Raw genomic sequence first — 17,495 nt, 5'->3', positions numbered from 1 at the left:
ACCCGCCACCGCATCCGCCAGGATATTCACGCCGCCAAGGCGGCTCAACAGGAGGAAGAGGCGGACGCACAGCGGAGCGATCCGCCCGCCAGTCGGGAGGAATGACATGAAACTCTTCATTTTAGGGGGAACAGGCGTCATCAGCAGGGAGATCGTCCGGCAGGCGCTGGAGCAGGGACATGAGGTTACGATCTTCAACCGGGGTACGCGGACCAGCCCCTCTGCGGGGAAGGTGCGGGTTCTCACCGGCGACCGCCACGACAAGGAGGGCTTTGCACGGCTGATGTCCACGGTGGACGCGGAGGTGGTGATCGACATGATCTGCTTCCGGGAGGAGGATGCCCGGCAGACCGTGGAGACCTTCCGCCACCGGGCAAAGCAGTTGATTTTCACCTCCTCCATCGCCGCCTACGACCGGCCCTACCACAGCTTCCCGATTCGGGAGTCGTGCGAGGGCCTGCGGACGGACCCCGCGTTTCAGTACGGTTTTCAAAAGGCGGAGATGGAGCGCTACCTGCAGGGGGAGATGGCGTCGTCCCCGGCGGCCATCACGATTCTCAGACCCTCGCTGACCTTCGGCGCCGGGGCCGCCAACTTCGGCATGCTCCGCCAGAACCGGAACGTCCTGCGCCGGATCCGGGAGGGGAAGCCGGTGGTCATGACGGGAGAGGGCGTGATCCCGTGGAGCTTTACCTTTGTGCCGGATTTGGCGGCGGCGTTTCTGCTGGCCTGCGGAAATGAGCGGACCTACCGGGACTGCTTCCACGTCACCAATACGGAGACAGTGGTCTGGGAGGACCTCTACCGGGCCCTGGGCCATGTGGCGGGCAGGGAGCCCCTTCTCTACTACGTGCCCTCCGCGCTGCTGCGAAAGTGCGCCCCGGGAGTCTGCGAGCATCTGAATTTTGAAAAGGTCCACTTCTCCTGCTTCTCCAACGAGAAATTCCAAACAGCCGCTCCGGCCTACGCGCCCAAGGTCACCCTGGAGGAGGGCGTCCGCCAGCTGGCGCAGTGGTGGGAGGAGACGGACTTCCCCTACGATGCGGAAAAGGAACAGGTGGAGGACCGCATCTGCGCCGCCTACGAGCGATTCGCCCGGGAGCTGGAGACGTGCATGGGACCGCTGAACTGAGGGGCTCCGCCCCTTCGCTCCCATTCAAGGCCGCTGCTCTTTGCGATTGCGGACAAAAGAGCGCCCGGAGCCAGCCACGGTGCCTCGGGGAAGTCCCCCGAACCCGTTGGCGGCGGCCGGGTGCTCTTTCTTACGGACAGCACGCGCATTTTTCGGTAAGTTGCGCGTGAGAGGAACACTGCCTCCGGGTGCGTCGCCATGCCGACGGTGCCCGACTTTGGAGGGCGGTGTTCCTTTTTTCCGTTTCAGCGGAGCCTGCCGGGCTCTCCGGCGCCTACCCTCTTTCCGGCGACGGCGGCCTTCCCCGCAGGAAGCGGGGAAGGCCGCCGCTTGCATGTTGGGCGGCGGTGCGGACGGCCATCGGACAAAAGAAAAACCTCGCTTCTGAAAAGAAGCGAGGTGTAGGTCATCTCTTTCGACAAAAATCCCATAGTGTTTCCTCCGTTTATCCAGATGGACAATTGATTACCGCCCCAGGCGGGTTCAATAATACAGCTCATCCGCTAGGTTGCCGTAGATATCAGCAGACGGCTTTGCATATAAATTCCGGTATTGCACCGAAATGCCCGACAGAGACCAGGGGTCCACGCAGCCGTTGGCCACGGCTGCGTCCAGTGCCTCTGCGGAGATCAGATGCCGCTTCCGGCGTAACCGTACAGTCCCAGGAGCTTATTTTCCATCCTGCTTTTTCCTCCTCTGGGCGAGCTTGTATTGGATATAGTCTCTCGCATCGGCCCAAAGCTCGTCCATCTCTTCGTCTGACAGGTCCTCGCCGCCTTCGAAAAACGCGGCCATGATATCGCCCTTGCTGATGGCGTCTGAATCGGACACGGTTTTTTCCTTGTGTTTAGAGCCCTTGCCTGGTAGAAGATATTCAGTAGTGGTTTCCAGGACTTCAGCAATTTGTGACAAATATTTTGTGTAAGACTGCAATTCACGTGTTTTCCAACGTGTAATTGCATTTTTTTCGCGCCAATTCTATTTACGAGATCCTGCTGACTTAGACTTGATTCTGCCAAAAGATCAAATAAACGATCAACTGTGTCCAATGGAATCACTTCCTCGGAGGTATCCAAAAACGGAACTATAGTAATAACCATAGAGAAACAAACCGCCGGGAAAGCATGGCGGCAAGGGCAACCCGCATGTCCGGGGCAAGGCACCGTGCAAGTTCTACAGGTGCCGCCCCCGATATAAACCGCAAGAAAAGTATATCACGGGCAGAAAGCTGTTTCGAGTGTCAACCGAAGGGAGATGAATTACATGACATACCCGTACAAAAACGAGTATGAGATGCGGCGGAAGGAGGACTGCTGATGAGCCAGCAGAGCCGGCTGGATAAGGGCGCGTGGGACACCTTCTGGCGGGTCTGGGCGCGGCGGCTGGAAAAAGCTGCCCGAGGCGAAGGCGACGGCGCTGTACGCGGCGGGAAAGGCGGTTTAGCCGCTGCTTAAAAAGCAGATCAACCAGCGCGTCGGAGACCGGCGGGGGCGGGTCCAGAGGTGGCAGGAGCTGCGGCGGGGCAGCAGGGGCGGCTATGTGGCGGTTTCACCGGCGTTTGAAGATGTATCGGTGAACCGGACGGAGGACCGCATCGTGACGTCCGCAGATATTACGCAGTATCTGGAGAAGGGACACCGCATCCGGCCGCCCTCCGGCAGGGCCAAGCGGTATCAGCCGCGGATCAGAAGCGGCAGGCTCTATGTGCCGGGCAGACAGTTTCACAGCTGGACCAAACCGGACGCGATGCGGGCCGCCGTCCCGGCGGCCAGAAAGGGTATCACGGACTGGCTGGAGGAGCTTGCGGAACTAGATGATGCATGACAGTCAAATCGCGGGAGAGTTTTTTGTGCAAAACGGAGAAATCAAAAAAGAGCGAAGCATATGCCCGGCGGCGTGCAAATTTCCCGGGACGGTGACGGTTTATGGAGCGGCAGCGTCGCCGCTTAGAAAGGAGGCGGCTGTGAACATCACGCCGGAAAAAACAACGGACGCCGTGAGGGCAGCGGTGGAGGCGGCAATTCCAGGGGAGCGGATATATGTGGACGTGACGCCGGAGAATTTTCAGCGGCCCTGCAGCCTGGTGGAACTGGTGAAGCTGGAATTGGACACCCGGTCCCTGGGACGGAGCCTGGTGGGGCTGCGGTATCAGTACAAGCTGACCACCTTCAGCGAGGTGGACCAGGTGCACAATTCTCACCTGCCGGTGCTGGATTTGCGGGCCATGGCGCTGCTGGGAGCTTTCGCCTCCGGGTATGTGCCGGTGGAGGACCGGGCTATGCAGGTGACGGCTCTCACGGCAGACACCAGCCTGTACGACTGCGCGGTGGTGACGCTGGCCCTGGAACTGGCGGTGGCCCGCGAGGCGTACTGCCCGGCGGAGCTGCTGCCCGCGATGCGGGAACTATCCACAAGGTATATCACAAAGGAGGAAACAAACCATGAGTAAATTGACCATGCCGACGCTGACGGTGGCATTCCGTGAGCGGGCAAACACCGCGGCGGCCAGAAGCCGGAAGGGCACGGTGGCCTTTCTGATCCGGGACGCGGCGGCGGACGAGGAGGCCCTGACGTATACGCTGACCTCCACGGCGCAGATTCCCAAGACGCTGGGGACGGCCAATCAGGCGTCTGTCCGGCGGGTGTTTCTGGGGAACGGGAATCCCCCCAGGAAGGTGCTGCTGTACGTGATGGGCGCAGCGGACACCCTGACGGCGGACAGCGCGGCGCTGACCTGGCTGGCCACGCAGAAATTCGACTATCTGGCGGGGCCGGACGATCTCACAGCCGCCGAGGCGGCGGTGGTGAAGACCTGGATCGTGAACCAGCGCAGCGACAACCACGCCGTGTACAAGGCGGTGCTGCCGAACCTGGCAGCGGACAGCGAGGCCGTCGTGAACTTTGCCGCCGACGGGATTCTGGCGGACGGCGCCACCTACGACGCCGCGGGCTACTGCGGCCGGATTGCCGGGCTGATCGCGGGAACCCCCATGACCCAGTCCGTGACCTACGTGGCGCTGCCGGAGGTGACGGACATCCGCCGGATGACCCTGGCGGAGATGGACGAGGCCGTGGGGGCCGGCAAGCTGATCCTGTACCACGACGGCGAGAAGGTGAAGCTGGGGCGGGGCGTGAATGCCCTGACCACCGTGACCGGGAAGAGCGAGGTGTGGAAGAAAATCAAGATTGTGGAGCTGCTGGACATGATGCAGCAGGACATCCGGTTGACGATTCAGGACCAGTACATCGGAAAGGTGTCCAACAGCTACGACAACAAGCTGCAGCTGGTGACGGCCGTCTCCGTCTATTTGCAGGCGCTGGCCAAGGACGGCCTCATCGAAGCGGATTTCACCGTTGGCATCGACGTGGACGCCCAGGACGCCTGGCTGCAGGAGGCGGGTGTGCCCACCGCAGAGATGAGCGAGCAGGAGGTCAAGGAGGCCAACACCGGCACCCACGTGTTTTTACAGCTTTTCGTGACGCCCATCGACGCCATGGAAGATGTGGCCGTGCAGATTGATCTTTGAGGGAGGTAATGAAACATGGCATTTGAGAACGCAGCCCGTGTGATGAACGGCACCTGGGGCCAAATCTGGGAGGAGGGCGCCGAGGTGGCAGAGGTCTCGGCCTTCCAGGTGAAGCTGACGAAGAACTTTGACACCATCAGCCTGTGCGGACAGATGGCGGAGGACCGGAAGCTCACCGGTGTGAAGATCACCGGCAGCATGACGCTGCACAAGGTGTATACCCGGGGGGCGGAGGACGTGGCCGCCGCTATGACGGGCCGGGACCTGCGCAAGACCCTGGTGGGCAAGCTGGCGGACCCGGACGCCTACGGCGCGGAGCGGGTGGCCGTGTACGGCGTGAGCTATGACGAGGAGACGGTGATGGACTGGGAGGCCGCCAAGGCCGGGAGCATCACCATCCCCTTCCAGGCCACCGGCGTGGAGTACCTGGATAAAGTGAATGCCGGATAAAGAGGGAGCGGGCTCCCCCTTTCAATTCCCCACCACCAGTCTGTGGACTGGTGAGCGGCGCCCAAGGCGCCTGGGTCGGGGAATTTTCGCCAGGTACACGCCCTGCAAAAAATGATAAAAAGGCCGCCCGGATGGGCGGCAGGAATTGACAAAAAGCGGCGGACTGTATAAGATGAATACAGGCGCTGTTACATAAAAGCGGTTAGCCACTCCCTTGTGAAAGGGGGTGATGCAATTGTGGGACACCGATGGAAGCAATTCCTGCGGATTCTGGTGTGTTTGGCCCTTGCGGTCTACATACTGACCATAAAAGCGTGTTAGCCGCCCGGCTGCCACCGAACGGCTAACGTGAGCATTGCTTGCGGAACTGTCAGGGGCTAACCGTTTTGTAACAGCGCCCTTTCTATCTTCATTATAGCCGAACGAGCCGCTTTGTCAAGGGAGACAGGGCGGCTTTCTTGCCGCCCGGAAAGGGAACGGTATGAGCGACGAGAAGAAAGTGAGCACGCTGGACGTGCTGCTGCGGCCGGAGCTGCCAGACGTGCGGAAGAGCCTTGAGAAAAAGCAGGTGGAGCTGCCCCGGCTGACGGAGCTGGCCGGAGAGCCGGTTGTGTTCACCCTGCGGGGGCTGACCTACGACAAGGTGCGGGAGCTGCAGGAAAAGGATGATGGCCTGCGGGCGCTGTACATCGTGCTGGAGGGCTGCGAGGACCCCAACTGGAGGGACACGGCGCTGCTGGACCCGTCCAGAGGCATGGCCACGCCTTTGGACGCCATCAAGGCCCGGCTGCTTCCCGGTGAGATCGAGGACCTGAGCCGGGAGATCCAGCGGCTGACCGGGTACCTGCGCAGGACCATTGCCGACGTAAAAAACGCCTAGAGGCGGGGGACGAGCCGGAACTGCTCTATCTGTTTTACCTGTTCCATGCGCACCACTGGGGCCTGCGGGACCTGCGGGCGCTCTGCGAATGCCGGGACGGGTGGCAGGAGATCATCCGGGAGTTCTCCGCCTACGAGGCGGAAAAGCGGGCGGAGGCTGTGGGGAGATGAAAGCCCGCCCTCCCGGGCAGGAGGGCGGAAGTCTACGCACGGTAGCCGCTGGACCAGATCGCCCAGGCGAGGCTGGCGGGAGCGGCCAGAATCAAAACCACGGCAATTCCCCCGTACATATAAGAGCGAAGCAGGCCGGGAACAAAGAGGAGCGCCATCAGGCACAGAACGACGGTCTCGGCCCAGATGAGCCAGCGGAGCTGATAACACATCCCGCGGGCGGAGGGGCGGGCGGACGCAGGACGGGGCAGACTCTGAAGCTCCTCGTACAGGGCGCAGAATTCCTCCATGACCTCGGCGGGGTCCATCTTCTGGAGCTGGTCCAGGCGGGGGTTGATCTCCGCACGGCGCTTAAAGGCGTCTTTCATTTCAAAACCCCATGGCAAGAAGCAAAATGAGCAGGGCGGCAGCAATAACGATAAGCATACAAAATACACCATAGACGGGATCGTTTTTTCTCATATTACATACGCCCCTATCTTTAATTTCTAAGTTCAACATGCCACGAATAAAAAATTGTGTCAAGGAGGTGGTTATATGCCAGAGACATCTATTGTTATTAAGGTAGAAGACCGGTATTCTTCGGTTTTGAAAAATATGTCCAATGTGACAAAGGGCTTTGATAAAAGTGCGGAGCATTTGGAGCAAACACTGCATGAGCTGTCTGGTGAAAAATCTATATTAAAGGCAGAAACAGACAAAGCCAGAAGGGCCATGCAGGAGGCACAGCGGCAGTTTGCCAAGACGCATAAGGAAGCGGATGGGCTTGCGGCTTCTCTGGCGGGGCAGGAGTATGAAGACTATCGCCGGAAGCTGGAAGCCATCAACAGAACCATGAAGGCCACAGAGAAGCAAATTCAGAACGTGGAGGGCGTGGCTGGAAAGTCTGGCGGAGGAGTGAGTTCCGGCGTTGGGGGTCTGATAAACGCGCTTGCAGCAAACGGCATTGGAAATCTGGTCAGTCAAATATTTCAGGAGGGCGCAGATGTCTTTGTTTCAAGCGCCATGGGGAGTGAAATTGGGACATACTTCTCAAATAGTCTATCCTCCATAATTTCCGGCGCATCCATCGGTACAAAGATCCTTCCCGGACTTGGCACGGCAATTGGAGCGGGAGTCGGCGCGATAGCTGGGGTTGGCAGCGGGTATATTCAAAATTTTCAGAAAAGAGACGAAGCCTTCAAGAGCTATGTCCAGGAGGCGACCGAGGGGCAGATCAGCGAGCGGGACCGGTCCCTTGCCGCCGGCAGCGCCATCGCGGCCGGCCGGGAGACGGACAAGATCTCCTTCGGCACGCTGTTCGGAGACCAGGAGACGGCGGACCAATATCTGGAGGACCTGGTGGGCATGTCCAACGAGACGCCGTTTCTCTATGATGACCTGACGGCCATGAGCAAAACGCTGGCCACCTATGGCTACGATGCGGACAGCATTCTTCCTGTGCTCCAGACCGTCGGCGACGCGGGTGCCGCCCTGGGCCAGTCCACCAGCGACATGAACACGGTGGCCACAGCCATCGGGCGGATGAAGTCCAGCGACAAGGCCAGCATGGAGTACCTGAATATGCTGAATGACCGGGGCATCGGCGCCGTGGGGATGCTGGCGGAGGCCAAGGGCGTGGACCAGGGGACCATGTACGACATGATCTCCAAGGGCCAGATCGCAGGCGGCGAGGCCGCCGAGATCCTTTTGCAGGCCATGGCGGAGGCATTCGGCGGCTCTATGGAAGACCAGAGTAAGACCTTTTCCGGCCTGACCTCCACCGTGGAAGGCCTGGAGCAGGAGCTGGACAACGCCATGGGCGAGGGATACAACGAGGGAAGAAAGAGCGGCTTGGAGGCACAGAAGGACTGGCTGTCCGGTGAGAGCGGAGAGGCTGTTAAAGAGGCCAACCGGGCTATTGGTGCGTGGCAGGCGGAGCTGGAAAACGAAAAAGAGCGGTATCAACGGGAGGCCGTGGATGCCATGATGAACTCCGAGGAATACCAGACCGCCAAGGCCAGCGGGGACGCCGCCGAGATGGGCCGCCTCATCATGCAGGCCAAGGTCCAGGGCATGAACGAGTACAACGCCAGCGAGGGCGCCCAGATGGCCCTGAAATCCGAATTGGCCCTGGCGGGGGCCATCCGGGACGACACCCGCACCAATGAGGCGTACTACGACGCCGGACTCCGCAAATCCCAGGAGTTTACCAAGGGGCTGGCGGAGGGCATCTTCGAAAACAATCCGCTGATGCAAGGCGCCGTCTTCAACGACGCCACGGGCGAGTGGGAATACCCGGACGGAAGCAGCCACGCCTACGGTCTGGGGTACGTGCCCTATGATGGCTACCGGGCCGTCCTCCACCAGGGGGAACGGGTGCTGACGGCGGCGGAGAACCGGGAAAAGACCCGGGCGGGCGGCGGCGTCAGCGTGACCATCAGCGGGCCGGTGACGGTGCGGCAGGAGAGCGACATCGACGCCATCGCCGCGTCCATCGTGACCCGGCTGGAGGAACGGGCGCTGCTCTATGGAGGATAAAGCATGCAGATTGTATTTTTGAACAGCAGGACCGGCGAACAGCTCTTGATGCCGGTGACGCCGCCGGAGTTTCAGGTGGAGGCGGGCCGGGCGGTGGAGCAGCTGGACATGGCCCACACAGGGCAGGTGAACCTGCCGGGGCTGCGGGCCCTGTTCAACGAGCAGCAGACCTTTCTGCTGCCGGCCTCCGCCCGGAACTATACGGCCGCCGGGTACGAGGGAGGCCCCTATGGGATCGTGGACAGGCTGAGCGGCTGGAGCCGGGACGGCGACGTGCTGCGGCTGATCGTCACCGGTACGCCGGTGAACGTGCCCGTTCTGCTGGCGCCGGTGCGCTACGGGGAGCGGGACGGCACCGGGGACGTCTATGTGACGCTGACCATGCGGGAGCACCGGGAGCTGGCGGCGGAGGCGACGGTGAAAAACGAGACGGGCAACACCGGCCGGGCGGCGCCGGCGGCGGCATCCGCGCCGGCGGCGGAGCGCTACACCGTGGAGAAGGGGGACACCCTCTGGGGCATCGCCCGCCGGAAGTACGGCGACGGGGCGCTGGCCTACAGGCTGGCGGCCTGCAACGGCATCCAAAACGCCAATTTGATCTATCCGGGACAGACAGTGAACCTGCCGCCGAAGGAGCGGCTCTGAGATGTACAACGACTATTTGAAAATCCGCACCTGGAGCCTGGACATGGGCAGGACTGCCAACATCACGGAGCAGCTGGAGACGGCGACCTGGTCCGGGAGCAGCACGGATTGCGCCCGGAAGCTGAGCTTTTCGGCGCTGCCGGAGGCCCTGGGCGAGACCGGCGGGCTGTGTCGTCTGTACCTGGGGCCGGACTGCCTGTTCTCCGGCACCATCCAGCGCCGGGAGCGGGACAGCGCCGGAAGAACATACAGCTGCACGGCCTACGACCGGGGCATTTCCCTGAAACGGAACCAGGTGTACCGGAAGTACCGGCACATGACGCCGGAGGCGGTGGCGGCCCAGCTGTGCGGAGAGTTCGGCGTGGAAACGGGGGCCCTGGCGGCCACCGGCGTGGCCTTGGACCGCAATTTTCTGGGCAGCAGTCTCTATCAGGTGATTCAGACCATGTACACCCTGGCGGCGGAGCAGACCGGAAAGCAGTACCAGGTCCGGTTCCGCAAGGACGCCCTGGAGGTGGTGGAGAAGGCCCTGGGGGAGGAGAGTATCCGGCTTCTGCCGGGGAGCAATCTGCTGGGCTGCTCCAGCGCGGAGAGCATGGAGAGCATGGTCACCAGCGTGGCGGTGTACGACGAGGAGATGCGGCAGAGGGCCGTTTACGACAGCCCCGACGGCCTCCGCGCACTCTACGGCCTCTACCAGGAGGCCGTGAAGGCCGGCGGCGGGGACGACCCCGCCAAACGCGCCAAGCAAATTTTGGAGAACAGCGGCGTGCAGACCACGCTGACGGCGGACTGCCTGGGCAGCGCCAAGCTGATCTCCGGCAACGCGGTGGTGGTCCACGAGCCCGTCACCGGCGCCGACGGGCTGTTCTGGGTCACCTCGGACACCCACACCCTTGCCCGGGGGATTTACCGGACGAAGGTGGTGCTGGATTTCCGCTGCCTGATGGACAGGCAGACGGCTGGCAGCGTGCCGACGGAATGAGCGGCGGAGAGGAGAATGACGTGGAAGGCGACGTATTTGAAAAGCTGTACCGGCTGATGCGGCGAGCCGGCGGGGAGGAGAGCCGGGCCGGGGGCCTGCGGCTGCGGCTGGGCACTGTCCGCGCGGCGGACCCGTTGCAGGTGGACGTGGGGGGGACGGCGCAGGAGGCGGCCCGGTTTTATATCGCGCAGCGGCTGCTGCGGGGCTTTCGGGAGCGCGTGACGCTCTCCGGCGGCACCGGCGGCTTCACCGCCAACGGCGGAACCCATTCCGTGAGCCTGGTGGCGGGGACCCTGCTGGTCTCCGACACGGAGCTGGCCACGGCGGAGCCGGTGCTGCGGGCCGGGGACCGGGTGCTGCTGCTGACGGAGGACGATCAGACTTTTTATCTTTTGGACAAGGTGGTGCATCTATGACGGTGGAATTGTTTCCCGCCATCCGGCCGGAGGCGGAGGAGCGGGCGGAAGTCCTGCCGGTGGCGAAGGAAATCGCTTGGGACTACGCGCGGGAGCGGCCTCTCTACCGGCGGGGGCGGCCCGTGACCGTCACCGGGGCGGAGGCCGTGAAGGCGTGGATTTGGCGGGCGCTGCGGACCGCCCGGTGCCGCTTCGACATCCACACCTGGGACTACGGCTGTGAGATGGAACAGCTGGTGGGCCGTCCCTTCACGGCGGCGGTGAAGGAGAGTGAGGCCGCCCGGTATGTGCGAGAGGCGCTGGCTCCCAACCCTTATATCACCGGGGTGGAGCAGGTGGAGGCGGCCTTTGGCGGCGACCGACTGACAGTGCATGTCCGGGTGAAAACGATTTATGGGGAGGTGGATCTGGATGTATGAAACTCTGACGGTTGAGGAGGTCAAGCAGCGTATCCTGGGCCGTATCCAAACGGAGCTGGACACCCGGGAGGGGTCCCAGCTCAACGATGAGGTCTCCGCCATCGCGGCGGAGCTGTGCGAGGCATATCACAGCCTGGACGCCCTGGAGCCCATGTTCTACCTGGAGGAGGCCTCCGGGCCGTACATCGACAAGCAGGCGGCGGTGGTGGGCATCGTCCGCAAGGCCGGTGCGTTCAGCTCCTGCGCCGTCACCTTCACCGGCGCCGACGGGGCCACGGTGCCCGCCGGGATGCCGTTTTATACGGCGGACGGACTGGAGTTCCTCCTGGACGGGGCCGTGACCCTTGCCGGCGGCACCGGCTCCGGCACGCTGACCGCCGCCCGGGTAGGGGAGGCCTACAACATCGGGGCCGGGGAGATTACCCAGACGCTGCAAAATGTCACGGGCATCTCCGGCTATACCAATGGCCGGGCTGCCGGCGGCGCGGACCCGGAGAGCGACGGGGCGCTGCTGGAGCGGTATCTGGAGCGGATGCGGCGCTCGCCCACCTCGGGCAACCCCTACCATTATCAGCAGTGGGCCGCGGCGGTGGACGGCGTGGGCGCCGCACGGGTCGTCTCCAAGTGGGACGGACCGGGCACGGTGAAGGTCCTGCTGGCGGGGCCGGGGATGGAGCCGGTGGACGGCGGCGTGGAGAGCGCCTGCGCGGCGTACATCGAGAGCCGGCGCCCGGTGGGGGCCGCAGTCACCGTGGCGGCGGCCGGGACGCGGGAGATGGCCGTTCATGCCGCCGTGACCATCGACGGCACCACGACCAAGGCGGCGGTACAGACGGCGCTGGAAGCCGCCGTGGGGGACTATCTCCGCCAGCTGGCCCGGGAGGCCTTCGCGGACAACATCGATTTACAGTTGGAGACCCTGGCGGAGAAGACCTATACGGTGCTGTACAACCGGATTGCATACCTCCTTTTGAGCATCCCGGGCGTGGTGGACTACACCGCCCTGACGCTGGGCGGTGGGACCGCCAACATCCCCGTGCCGGCGGACGCCGTGCCGGTGCTCACGGGGGTGAGTGTATCGTGAGGAACGGAGAAAGACCCGGACGGAGCCCAACGCAGTGGGTCCGGCCGGGAGAGGAGGTCCAAGGGAGCGGGCGCAGGTTTCGCCGTCAGGCGGAAACGGAGGCAAGCGGACTTTGGACCGACGAGGCGGGGGTGACGGTGACGTGAGAAAACTAATCGTCCGGTACCCGGATTTTTACGCCGGGAGTGCGGAGTTTGCAGACTTGCAGGAGGCGCTGGAGCCAGAGGTGCTGGCGCTGTGGGAATACCGGGACAGTGTGCTGGACCAGCTGAGTGTGGACACAGCCACCTGGGGGCTGCGGTACTGGGAGCAGACTCTGGGTATCCCAGTGGAGGCAGCCAAGGATCTGTCTTTCCGTCGCAGCCGAATCAAGTCCAAGCTTCGGGGCGCCGGCATCACCACCGTGGCCATGATCCAGAACGTAGCGGAGAGCTTTTCCAATGGAGAGGTGGCGGTACGGGAATTCCCGACGGAGTTCAGGGTGGAAATTGTCTTTGTGGGAACCATCGGTATCCCACCGAATATGGAGGATTTGACAGCGGCCCTGCGGGAGGCCATGCCTGCCCACCTCAAGTGGGACTACATCATCATTTATAATACCTGGGGCAATTTGAAGCTGTGCCTCTGGGAAAAGTTGGCCGCCAAAACATGGCGGGAAGTGAAGGAGAGTGACCTGCATGGATAAGACGGCACATCTGCAGTTGAATCTGCCCGGTGCGGAGGATTATGCCGATATCGGTGTGCTGAATCAAAACTTTGAAACTTTGGACCGCGAGGTGGCGGAACGGGAGCAGCTGCTGAAAAACGCGGGGGCCGCCCAGCTGCTGAGGGTGCTGGACAAGCTGCCGGTGCTGGACAGCCAGGACGGCTTTGAGACGAAGCTGGTCACGCTGGAGCTGCTTCAGTCCGCGCTGAAGGCGGCCTTTGATGAGGCCTATGCGGCACTGAGCCACACCCACAACTGGACGGACCTTGCCGGGGTGCCCGGTTCGTTCACGCCGGCCGCCCACACCCACTCCAAGAGCCAGATCACGGATTTTCCCGGCTCTCTGCCCGCCAGCGACGTGTATCCCTGGGCCAAGGCGGCCAGTAAGCCGGGGTATACAGCGGCGGAGGTGGGGGCGGTTCCGGTGGGGGCCTCCTGCAACAAGAACTGGGTCTGGTCCGGGCAGAGCGGCCAGCCCTCCTGGCTGTGGGGCAGCAACGACGGGACGAATATGTATGTCTACAACCCATCCGGATTCAACGTCAGCAGCGCCGGTTCCGCCCACGTGACCGCCAACGCGGACCCGGGGACGGCCTCCTTGAAAAACATCAGCGCGGGCACCGGGGACATCGGGGCCGGGGCGGGATTGGCGACGGGGCAGGTTTACCTGGTGTATGAGTGAGGGGGCAGAGATATGGCGAAGGGAACGTACATCGGCGTGGGCGGGGCGGCCCGGAAGGTGAAAGACTCCTATATCGGCGTAAACGGGGTGGCCCGGAAGATCAAGACGGGGTATGTGGACGTGAGCGGCGTGGCTCGGAAATTTTATCCGGGGGGAACGCCGCTCGGCAGTCTGCCTGTCGGCGCAATTGTACAGATCAAGGAGAAAGATATACCAAAAGAGTATATCGTGGTGCATCAGGGACTTCCGTCCGCGATGTATGATGCGTCCTGTAACGGAACCTGGCTGTTTCGCAAGTTTTCTCCCGGTTCGTCGGCATGGGCTTCAAGCGAAGGTTTTAACCAATATGCAGACAGCTGGATTCATTCTTATTTGAACAGTTCCCAGCTTGCGCTGTTTCACAGTTCTGTTCAGAGCAGGATCAAGCAAATTAAACTTCCGTATGGCGCGGGAGCGGCGACCGCAACGGTATACAGCGGTGCCAACGGATTGAGCACCAAATTATTTATACCGGCTTTATATGAAGTCGGACTGACCAACAAAGACAGTTACGCAACTGCTGCTGTGATAGACGGCGCCTGCTGGGCCTATTTTAGTGGGAACTTTGCAAGACGACGCATATTGACCGAAGCCAATCGGCAGACTGACTGGTGGCTTCGCACTCCAAGCTCCGTCAGCGGCCGGCTGGTGTACTTTGTATACACGAGTTGTGATCCGGGCACCCAGCAGGCGCATAAGGGCATCAACGGCTATCCCTTTGCAATGGTTTTGCCGAGTGATGCCACCGTGGAGGAGTTGGCTGTCTGATTCTGAAAATTGAAAGGAGACAGATACATGAACATCCAATTGAGAGATGGAACAACCCTTACCGCCCTTTTGGTGACGGGCGGGCCCCGCTTTGTGCAGGGACAGAGCCGGGACACGCTTTCCTTCGTGTTCCCGGCCACGGAGAGCATGGAGGCCCTGGACGCGGCCTTTTCGGCGGAGAACTGCGAGCGCATCACCCTCCGGGAGGAGGGGGGCGCGGAGCACATCCACCAGGCGTACACCGTCCGGGCGGAGTTGAAGAAGGAGGCCGTGGAGACAGCTCCCGCCACGGCGGAGGCGCCGGCGGCCTACGAGGAGCGAATCACCGTTTCCATGAGCCAGCGGAACTATTCGGAGGGGCAGATTGCCTCTTTGCAGGACACCGTGGACACGCTGGTGCTGGATACGCTGCTGGGAGGGGAAGACCATGTTTGAGACCATTGAGCGGCTGTACAGAAAGACCGGAAATGCCGCCGTCGTGACGGCGGCGTCCGCGCGGGGCTGGATTACCCAGGCGCAGGCGGAGGAGATTTTGGCCGGGTAAGGTTCGCACGGAAAGGATGGGGGAGCGAGTTGGTACATATGGAGCGGACGCCGCTGAAAGAAATCCGGCGGGCGGCGGTCTATGAGAACACCCGGCGCCTGCCGCTGCGCCAGATCGTGGCGGAGCAGCGGCCGGACATCGCCCTGACGGCCTCCTTCTACGATCCGGGGGCCTGGCGGCCCGTGTGCCCGGTGAAGGCGGAGGGCCGGGTACTGTTCGCGGACAGACAGTATTCGTACTGGGCCGTCGGCTGGGACGCCGGGGCCGACGCGGCGGCGGTGCCGGTGCCGCCGGGCGGGGAGAGCGGAAAGAAAAACTACGTGGCAAACTGCCTGTTGGTGCGGGAGGGGGCGCCGCAAAAGACCCTCTATTACAACGCGGGCGTGGGCGGCAGGCGCGGCCGCGTGGCCGTTGGGCTGACGGCGGACACCTGGATAACCTACGGCGCCACGGACGGCTCCTCCGGCGCCGCGACGCCGGAGGAGCTGCGGGACTACATGGCGGACGCCCTGGGCTGCACCTTCGCCGTGATGATGGACGGCGGGCGGAAGGTGAATTTGTACGTGAAGTCCGCCGGGGTGATGATGGAGGGGGCGGACCCCAGCCAGACGCTGATTCTTTTGTGGCTGGCGGACGGAGCGGAGAAACCCACCGGGCCGAAGAAGGTGTGCCTGGACGCGGGGCACGACGCGGGGCACGACGCGGGGAACCGGGCCAATAAGAGTCCGGACGGGAGCTATTACGAACACGAGTTTGCCCTGGATATGGCGAAGCGGATCAGGACGGTTCTGGAGCGCCACGGGGTGACCGTGACGGAGACCCGGCCATCCGGCGGGGCGGTGAGCCTGGCGGCGCGGTGCCGGGCGGCAAACGCCGTAGAGGGGCTGGACCTCTTTGTGAGCCTCCATTCCAACGCGGCGGGCGGCAGCGGCTGGTCCGCCGCCCGGGGATGGAGCGCCTATCTCTACGGCCCAGGCGGCGCCCGGGAGGCGGCGGCAAAGGCGATTCTCGTCCGGGTGCGGGAGGCCGGGGCGGCGGTGCGCTCCGCGCCGCTGGTATACGACTCGGGGCTGTATGTGCTCAAACATACCGCGGCGCCGGCGGTGCTCATCGAGCACGGCTTTCACACCAACCGGGAGGACACGGCGCTGCTGTCGGACGGTGCCTATCGGGACAAGCTGGCCCAGGCGGAGGCCTGGGGCATTCTGGATTATCTGGGCATCTCCTGGGAGGCGCCCGGGGACGCGGAGCTGGCGGCGGTGGACATTCTGGCGGCCCGGGGGATCATCGACAGCCCCCAGCGGTGGAAGACCCTGGAGTATACGGAAAATTCCGTGCGGATGCTGCTGCTGAAAATGGCGGCGGCGCTGAAATAAGAGAGGGGCGAGGGTATGGGAAACGCGGTACATACGAAGAACGTGGTGCTGGGAGTCCTGGCAGCGGCGATTTCTGCACTGGCGCAGGCCCTGGGGGGCTGGGATGTGGCGCTGAGGGTCCTGGTGGGCTTCATGGCCGCGGACTATATCACGGGGCTGCTGGTGGCCGCCGTGTGGCATAAATCCAGCAAGTCGGCCAGCGGGGCGCTGGAATCCAACGCCTGCTTCAAGGGGCTTTTGAAGAAGGCCGTGATCTTGCTGATCGTGTGGCTGGCGGCCATGCTGGACCGGGTGACGGGCAGCGACTTCGTGCGGACGGCGGTGTGCCTCTTTTACATCGGGAACGAGGGCCTTTCCATTTTGGAGAACAGCGTGATCATGGGAGTGCCCTGGCCGGAGAGCATCAAAAACGTGCTGGAGGTTATGAAGCGGCAGGGGGATGAGGCGAAAAGGAACGGAGAGGAGACGGGTGTATGAGCGTCAAAACCTACTCTAAGGCCCAGGACGGCGGACAGCTTCTTTCTGCCAATTTTAAGGTCAGCGAATTTGCTTGTCGGGACGGCAGCGATCAGGTGCTGATCTCGGACGAGCTGGTGACGCTGCTCCAAAAAATCCGGGACCACTTCGGGGTGCCGGTGGTCATCAACTCCGCCTACCGGACGCAGGCCTACAACGCCAAGGTGGGCGGCGCGGCTCGGTCCCAGCACCTGCTGGGCACGGCGGCGGACATCACCCTCGCCGGGGTCACGCCGCTGAAGGTGGCCCAGTACGCGGAGTTCTTGCAGCCGAAGGCCGGGGGCATCGGCGTGTACCGGACCTTCACCCACGTGGATGTTCGGGCGGCCCGGAGTCGGTGGGACAGCCGTAGTGGCAAGGAGACGGTGGTCTCCGGCTGGCCGGGGAACAGCGAGACCAGCGAGGCGGAGGAGGCCGTGGTGTGGGCAACCGCCCAGGGCATCCTGCGGGGAGACGGCGGCGATCTGATGCTGGACCAGCCCCTGACCCGGCGGCAGGCCGCCATGGTGCTGCACCGGCTGGCCCGGCTGCTGGGCAAGGCGTAAGGAACCGGGGGGCTTCTGCCCTCCGGTTTTTTCTGTTTTCAAGGTGCAAGCTATCTCAACGTGGCGGCGCTGGCCCACGGTGCCGACGGGT

General features: G+C 63.0%; 22 protein-coding genes. 20 read left to right on the top strand and 2 right to left on the bottom strand.

Annotated elements, in window-relative coordinates; translation table 11 throughout:
* Positions 1–106: 106 nt before the first annotated feature.
* The gene (locus QZS21_RS05485; protein WP_295581116.1) at positions 107–1,132 is read left to right on the top strand and encodes an NAD-dependent epimerase/dehydratase family protein; all 1,026 of its coding nucleotides are present in this window, start codon (positions 107–109) and stop codon (positions 1,130–1,132) included.
* A gap of 669 nt (positions 1,133–1,801) precedes the next feature.
* On the opposite strand, the gene QZS21_RS05480 is transcribed toward QZS21_RS05485, so the two are convergent.
* Positions 1,802–2,065 (bottom strand): hypothetical protein, encoded by a 264-nt coding sequence (locus QZS21_RS05480; protein WP_295581114.1) that lies wholly within the window; start codon positions 2,063–2,065, stop codon positions 1,802–1,804.
* A gap of 383 nt (positions 2,066–2,448) precedes the next feature.
* Between QZS21_RS05480 and QZS21_RS05475 the strand changes: the two genes are divergently transcribed.
* The 6 genes from QZS21_RS05475 to QZS21_RS05450 all read left to right on the top strand — a co-directional run bounded on the left by QZS21_RS05475 (position 2,449) and on the right by QZS21_RS05450 (position 5,989).
* The gene (locus tag QZS21_RS05475) at positions 2,449–2,586 is read left to right on the top strand and encodes a hypothetical protein (protein WP_295581112.1); all 138 of its coding nucleotides are present in this window, start codon (positions 2,449–2,451) and stop codon (positions 2,584–2,586) included.
* Positions 2,587–2,728: 142 nt separating this feature from the next.
* Positions 2,729–2,956 carry a hypothetical protein gene (locus QZS21_RS05470; protein ID WP_295581110.1) on the top strand — a complete coding sequence of 76 codons (228 nt, stop codon included), beginning with the start codon at positions 2,729–2,731 and terminating at the stop codon, positions 2,954–2,956.
* Between the two features lie 139 nt (positions 2,957–3,095).
* Positions 3,096–3,581 carry a hypothetical protein gene (locus QZS21_RS05465; RefSeq protein ID WP_295581108.1) on the top strand — a complete coding sequence of 162 codons (486 nt, stop codon included), beginning with the start codon at positions 3,096–3,098 and terminating at the stop codon, positions 3,579–3,581.
* A complete protein-coding gene (locus QZS21_RS05460) occupies positions 3,574–4,659 on the top strand; it encodes a phage tail sheath C-terminal domain-containing protein (protein ID WP_295581106.1) in 1,086 nt (361 codons plus the stop codon). Before QZS21_RS05465 ends, QZS21_RS05460 begins: the two co-directional genes overlap by 8 nt.
* A 15-nt stretch (positions 4,660–4,674) precedes the next feature.
* A complete protein-coding gene (locus QZS21_RS05455; protein WP_295581104.1) occupies positions 4,675–5,109 on the top strand; it encodes a phage tail tube protein in 435 nt (144 codons plus the stop codon).
* A 481-nt stretch (positions 5,110–5,590) separates the two neighbouring features.
* Positions 5,591–5,989: a phage tail assembly chaperone gene (locus tag QZS21_RS05450; protein WP_295581102.1), complete on the top strand. Its 399-nt coding sequence runs from the start codon at positions 5,591–5,593 to the stop codon at positions 5,987–5,989.
* Positions 5,990–6,191: 202 nt separating this feature from the next.
* Here QZS21_RS05450 and QZS21_RS05445 read toward each other — a convergent pair whose 3' ends face one another.
* Positions 6,192–6,527 (bottom strand): hypothetical protein, encoded by a 336-nt coding sequence (locus QZS21_RS05445; protein ID WP_295581100.1) that lies wholly within the window; start codon positions 6,525–6,527, stop codon positions 6,192–6,194.
* 637 nt (positions 6,528–7,164) lie between these two features.
* Here QZS21_RS05445 and QZS21_RS05440 point away from each other — a divergent pair.
* The 13 genes from QZS21_RS05440 (at position 7,165) to QZS21_RS05380 (ending at position 17,404) form a co-directional block, all read left to right on the top strand.
* A complete protein-coding gene (locus tag QZS21_RS05440) occupies positions 7,165–8,679 on the top strand; it encodes a tape measure protein (RefSeq protein WP_295581098.1) in 1,515 nt (504 codons plus the stop codon).
* 3 nt (positions 8,680–8,682) lie between these two features.
* The gene (locus QZS21_RS05435; RefSeq protein ID WP_295581096.1) at positions 8,683–9,324 is read left to right on the top strand and encodes a LysM peptidoglycan-binding domain-containing protein; all 642 of its coding nucleotides are present in this window, start codon (positions 8,683–8,685) and stop codon (positions 9,322–9,324) included.
* A gap of 1 nt (position 9,325) precedes the next feature.
* Positions 9,326–10,309: a hypothetical protein gene (locus QZS21_RS05430; RefSeq protein ID WP_295581094.1), complete on the top strand. Its 984-nt coding sequence runs from the start codon at positions 9,326–9,328 to the stop codon at positions 10,307–10,309.
* A gap of 20 nt (positions 10,310–10,329) precedes the next feature.
* Positions 10,330–10,725, top strand: a complete 396-nt coding sequence (locus QZS21_RS05425) for a DUF2577 family protein (protein WP_295581092.1) — start codon at positions 10,330–10,332, stop codon at positions 10,723–10,725.
* Complete coding sequence (locus QZS21_RS05420) at positions 10,722–11,144, top strand: DUF2634 domain-containing protein (RefSeq protein ID WP_295581090.1); 423 nt, start codon at positions 10,722–10,724, stop codon at positions 11,142–11,144. The genes QZS21_RS05425 and QZS21_RS05420 overlap by 4 nt, the downstream gene beginning before the upstream one ends.
* Positions 11,137–12,228, top strand: a complete 1,092-nt coding sequence (locus QZS21_RS05415; protein ID WP_295581088.1) for a baseplate J/gp47 family protein — start codon at positions 11,137–11,139, stop codon at positions 12,226–12,228. Before QZS21_RS05420 ends, QZS21_RS05415 begins: the two co-directional genes overlap by 8 nt.
* Positions 12,229–12,370: 142 nt before the next feature.
* A complete protein-coding gene (locus tag QZS21_RS05410; RefSeq protein WP_295581086.1) occupies positions 12,371–12,913 on the top strand; it encodes a putative phage tail protein in 543 nt (180 codons plus the stop codon).
* On the top strand, positions 12,906–13,616 hold the full coding sequence (locus QZS21_RS05405) for a hypothetical protein (RefSeq protein WP_295581084.1): 711 nt from the start codon (positions 12,906–12,908) through the stop codon (positions 13,614–13,616). Before QZS21_RS05410 ends, QZS21_RS05405 begins: the two co-directional genes overlap by 8 nt.
* A 12-nt stretch (positions 13,617–13,628) precedes the next feature.
* The gene (locus QZS21_RS05400) at positions 13,629–14,423 is read left to right on the top strand and encodes a DUF6273 domain-containing protein (protein ID WP_295581083.1); all 795 of its coding nucleotides are present in this window, start codon (positions 13,629–13,631) and stop codon (positions 14,421–14,423) included.
* Positions 14,424–14,450: 27 nt separating this feature from the next.
* Positions 14,451–14,858, top strand: a complete 408-nt coding sequence (locus QZS21_RS05395; RefSeq protein ID WP_295581081.1) for a hypothetical protein — start codon at positions 14,451–14,453, stop codon at positions 14,856–14,858.
* A gap of 147 nt (positions 14,859–15,005) precedes the next feature.
* Complete coding sequence (locus QZS21_RS05390; protein WP_295581118.1) at positions 15,006–16,343, top strand: N-acetylmuramoyl-L-alanine amidase; 1,338 nt, start codon at positions 15,006–15,008, stop codon at positions 16,341–16,343.
* A gap of 15 nt (positions 16,344–16,358) precedes the next feature.
* Entirely contained in the window at positions 16,359–16,820 is a 462-nt protein-coding gene (locus tag QZS21_RS05385) for a holin family protein (RefSeq protein ID WP_295581079.1), read from the top strand.
* A complete protein-coding gene (locus tag QZS21_RS05380; RefSeq protein WP_295581077.1) occupies positions 16,817–17,404 on the top strand; it encodes a D-Ala-D-Ala carboxypeptidase family metallohydrolase in 588 nt (195 codons plus the stop codon). Before QZS21_RS05385 ends, QZS21_RS05380 begins: the two co-directional genes overlap by 4 nt.
* Positions 17,405–17,495 lie beyond the last annotated feature (91 nt).

This window comes from uncultured Oscillibacter sp. (assembly GCF_900544955.1).
In the GTDB taxonomy this organism is placed as follows: Bacteria; Bacillota; Clostridia; order Oscillospirales; family Oscillospiraceae; genus Oscillibacter.
Note: the sequence above shows the minus strand (reverse complement) of the source record. Positions and strands in the feature narration are given on the sequence as shown.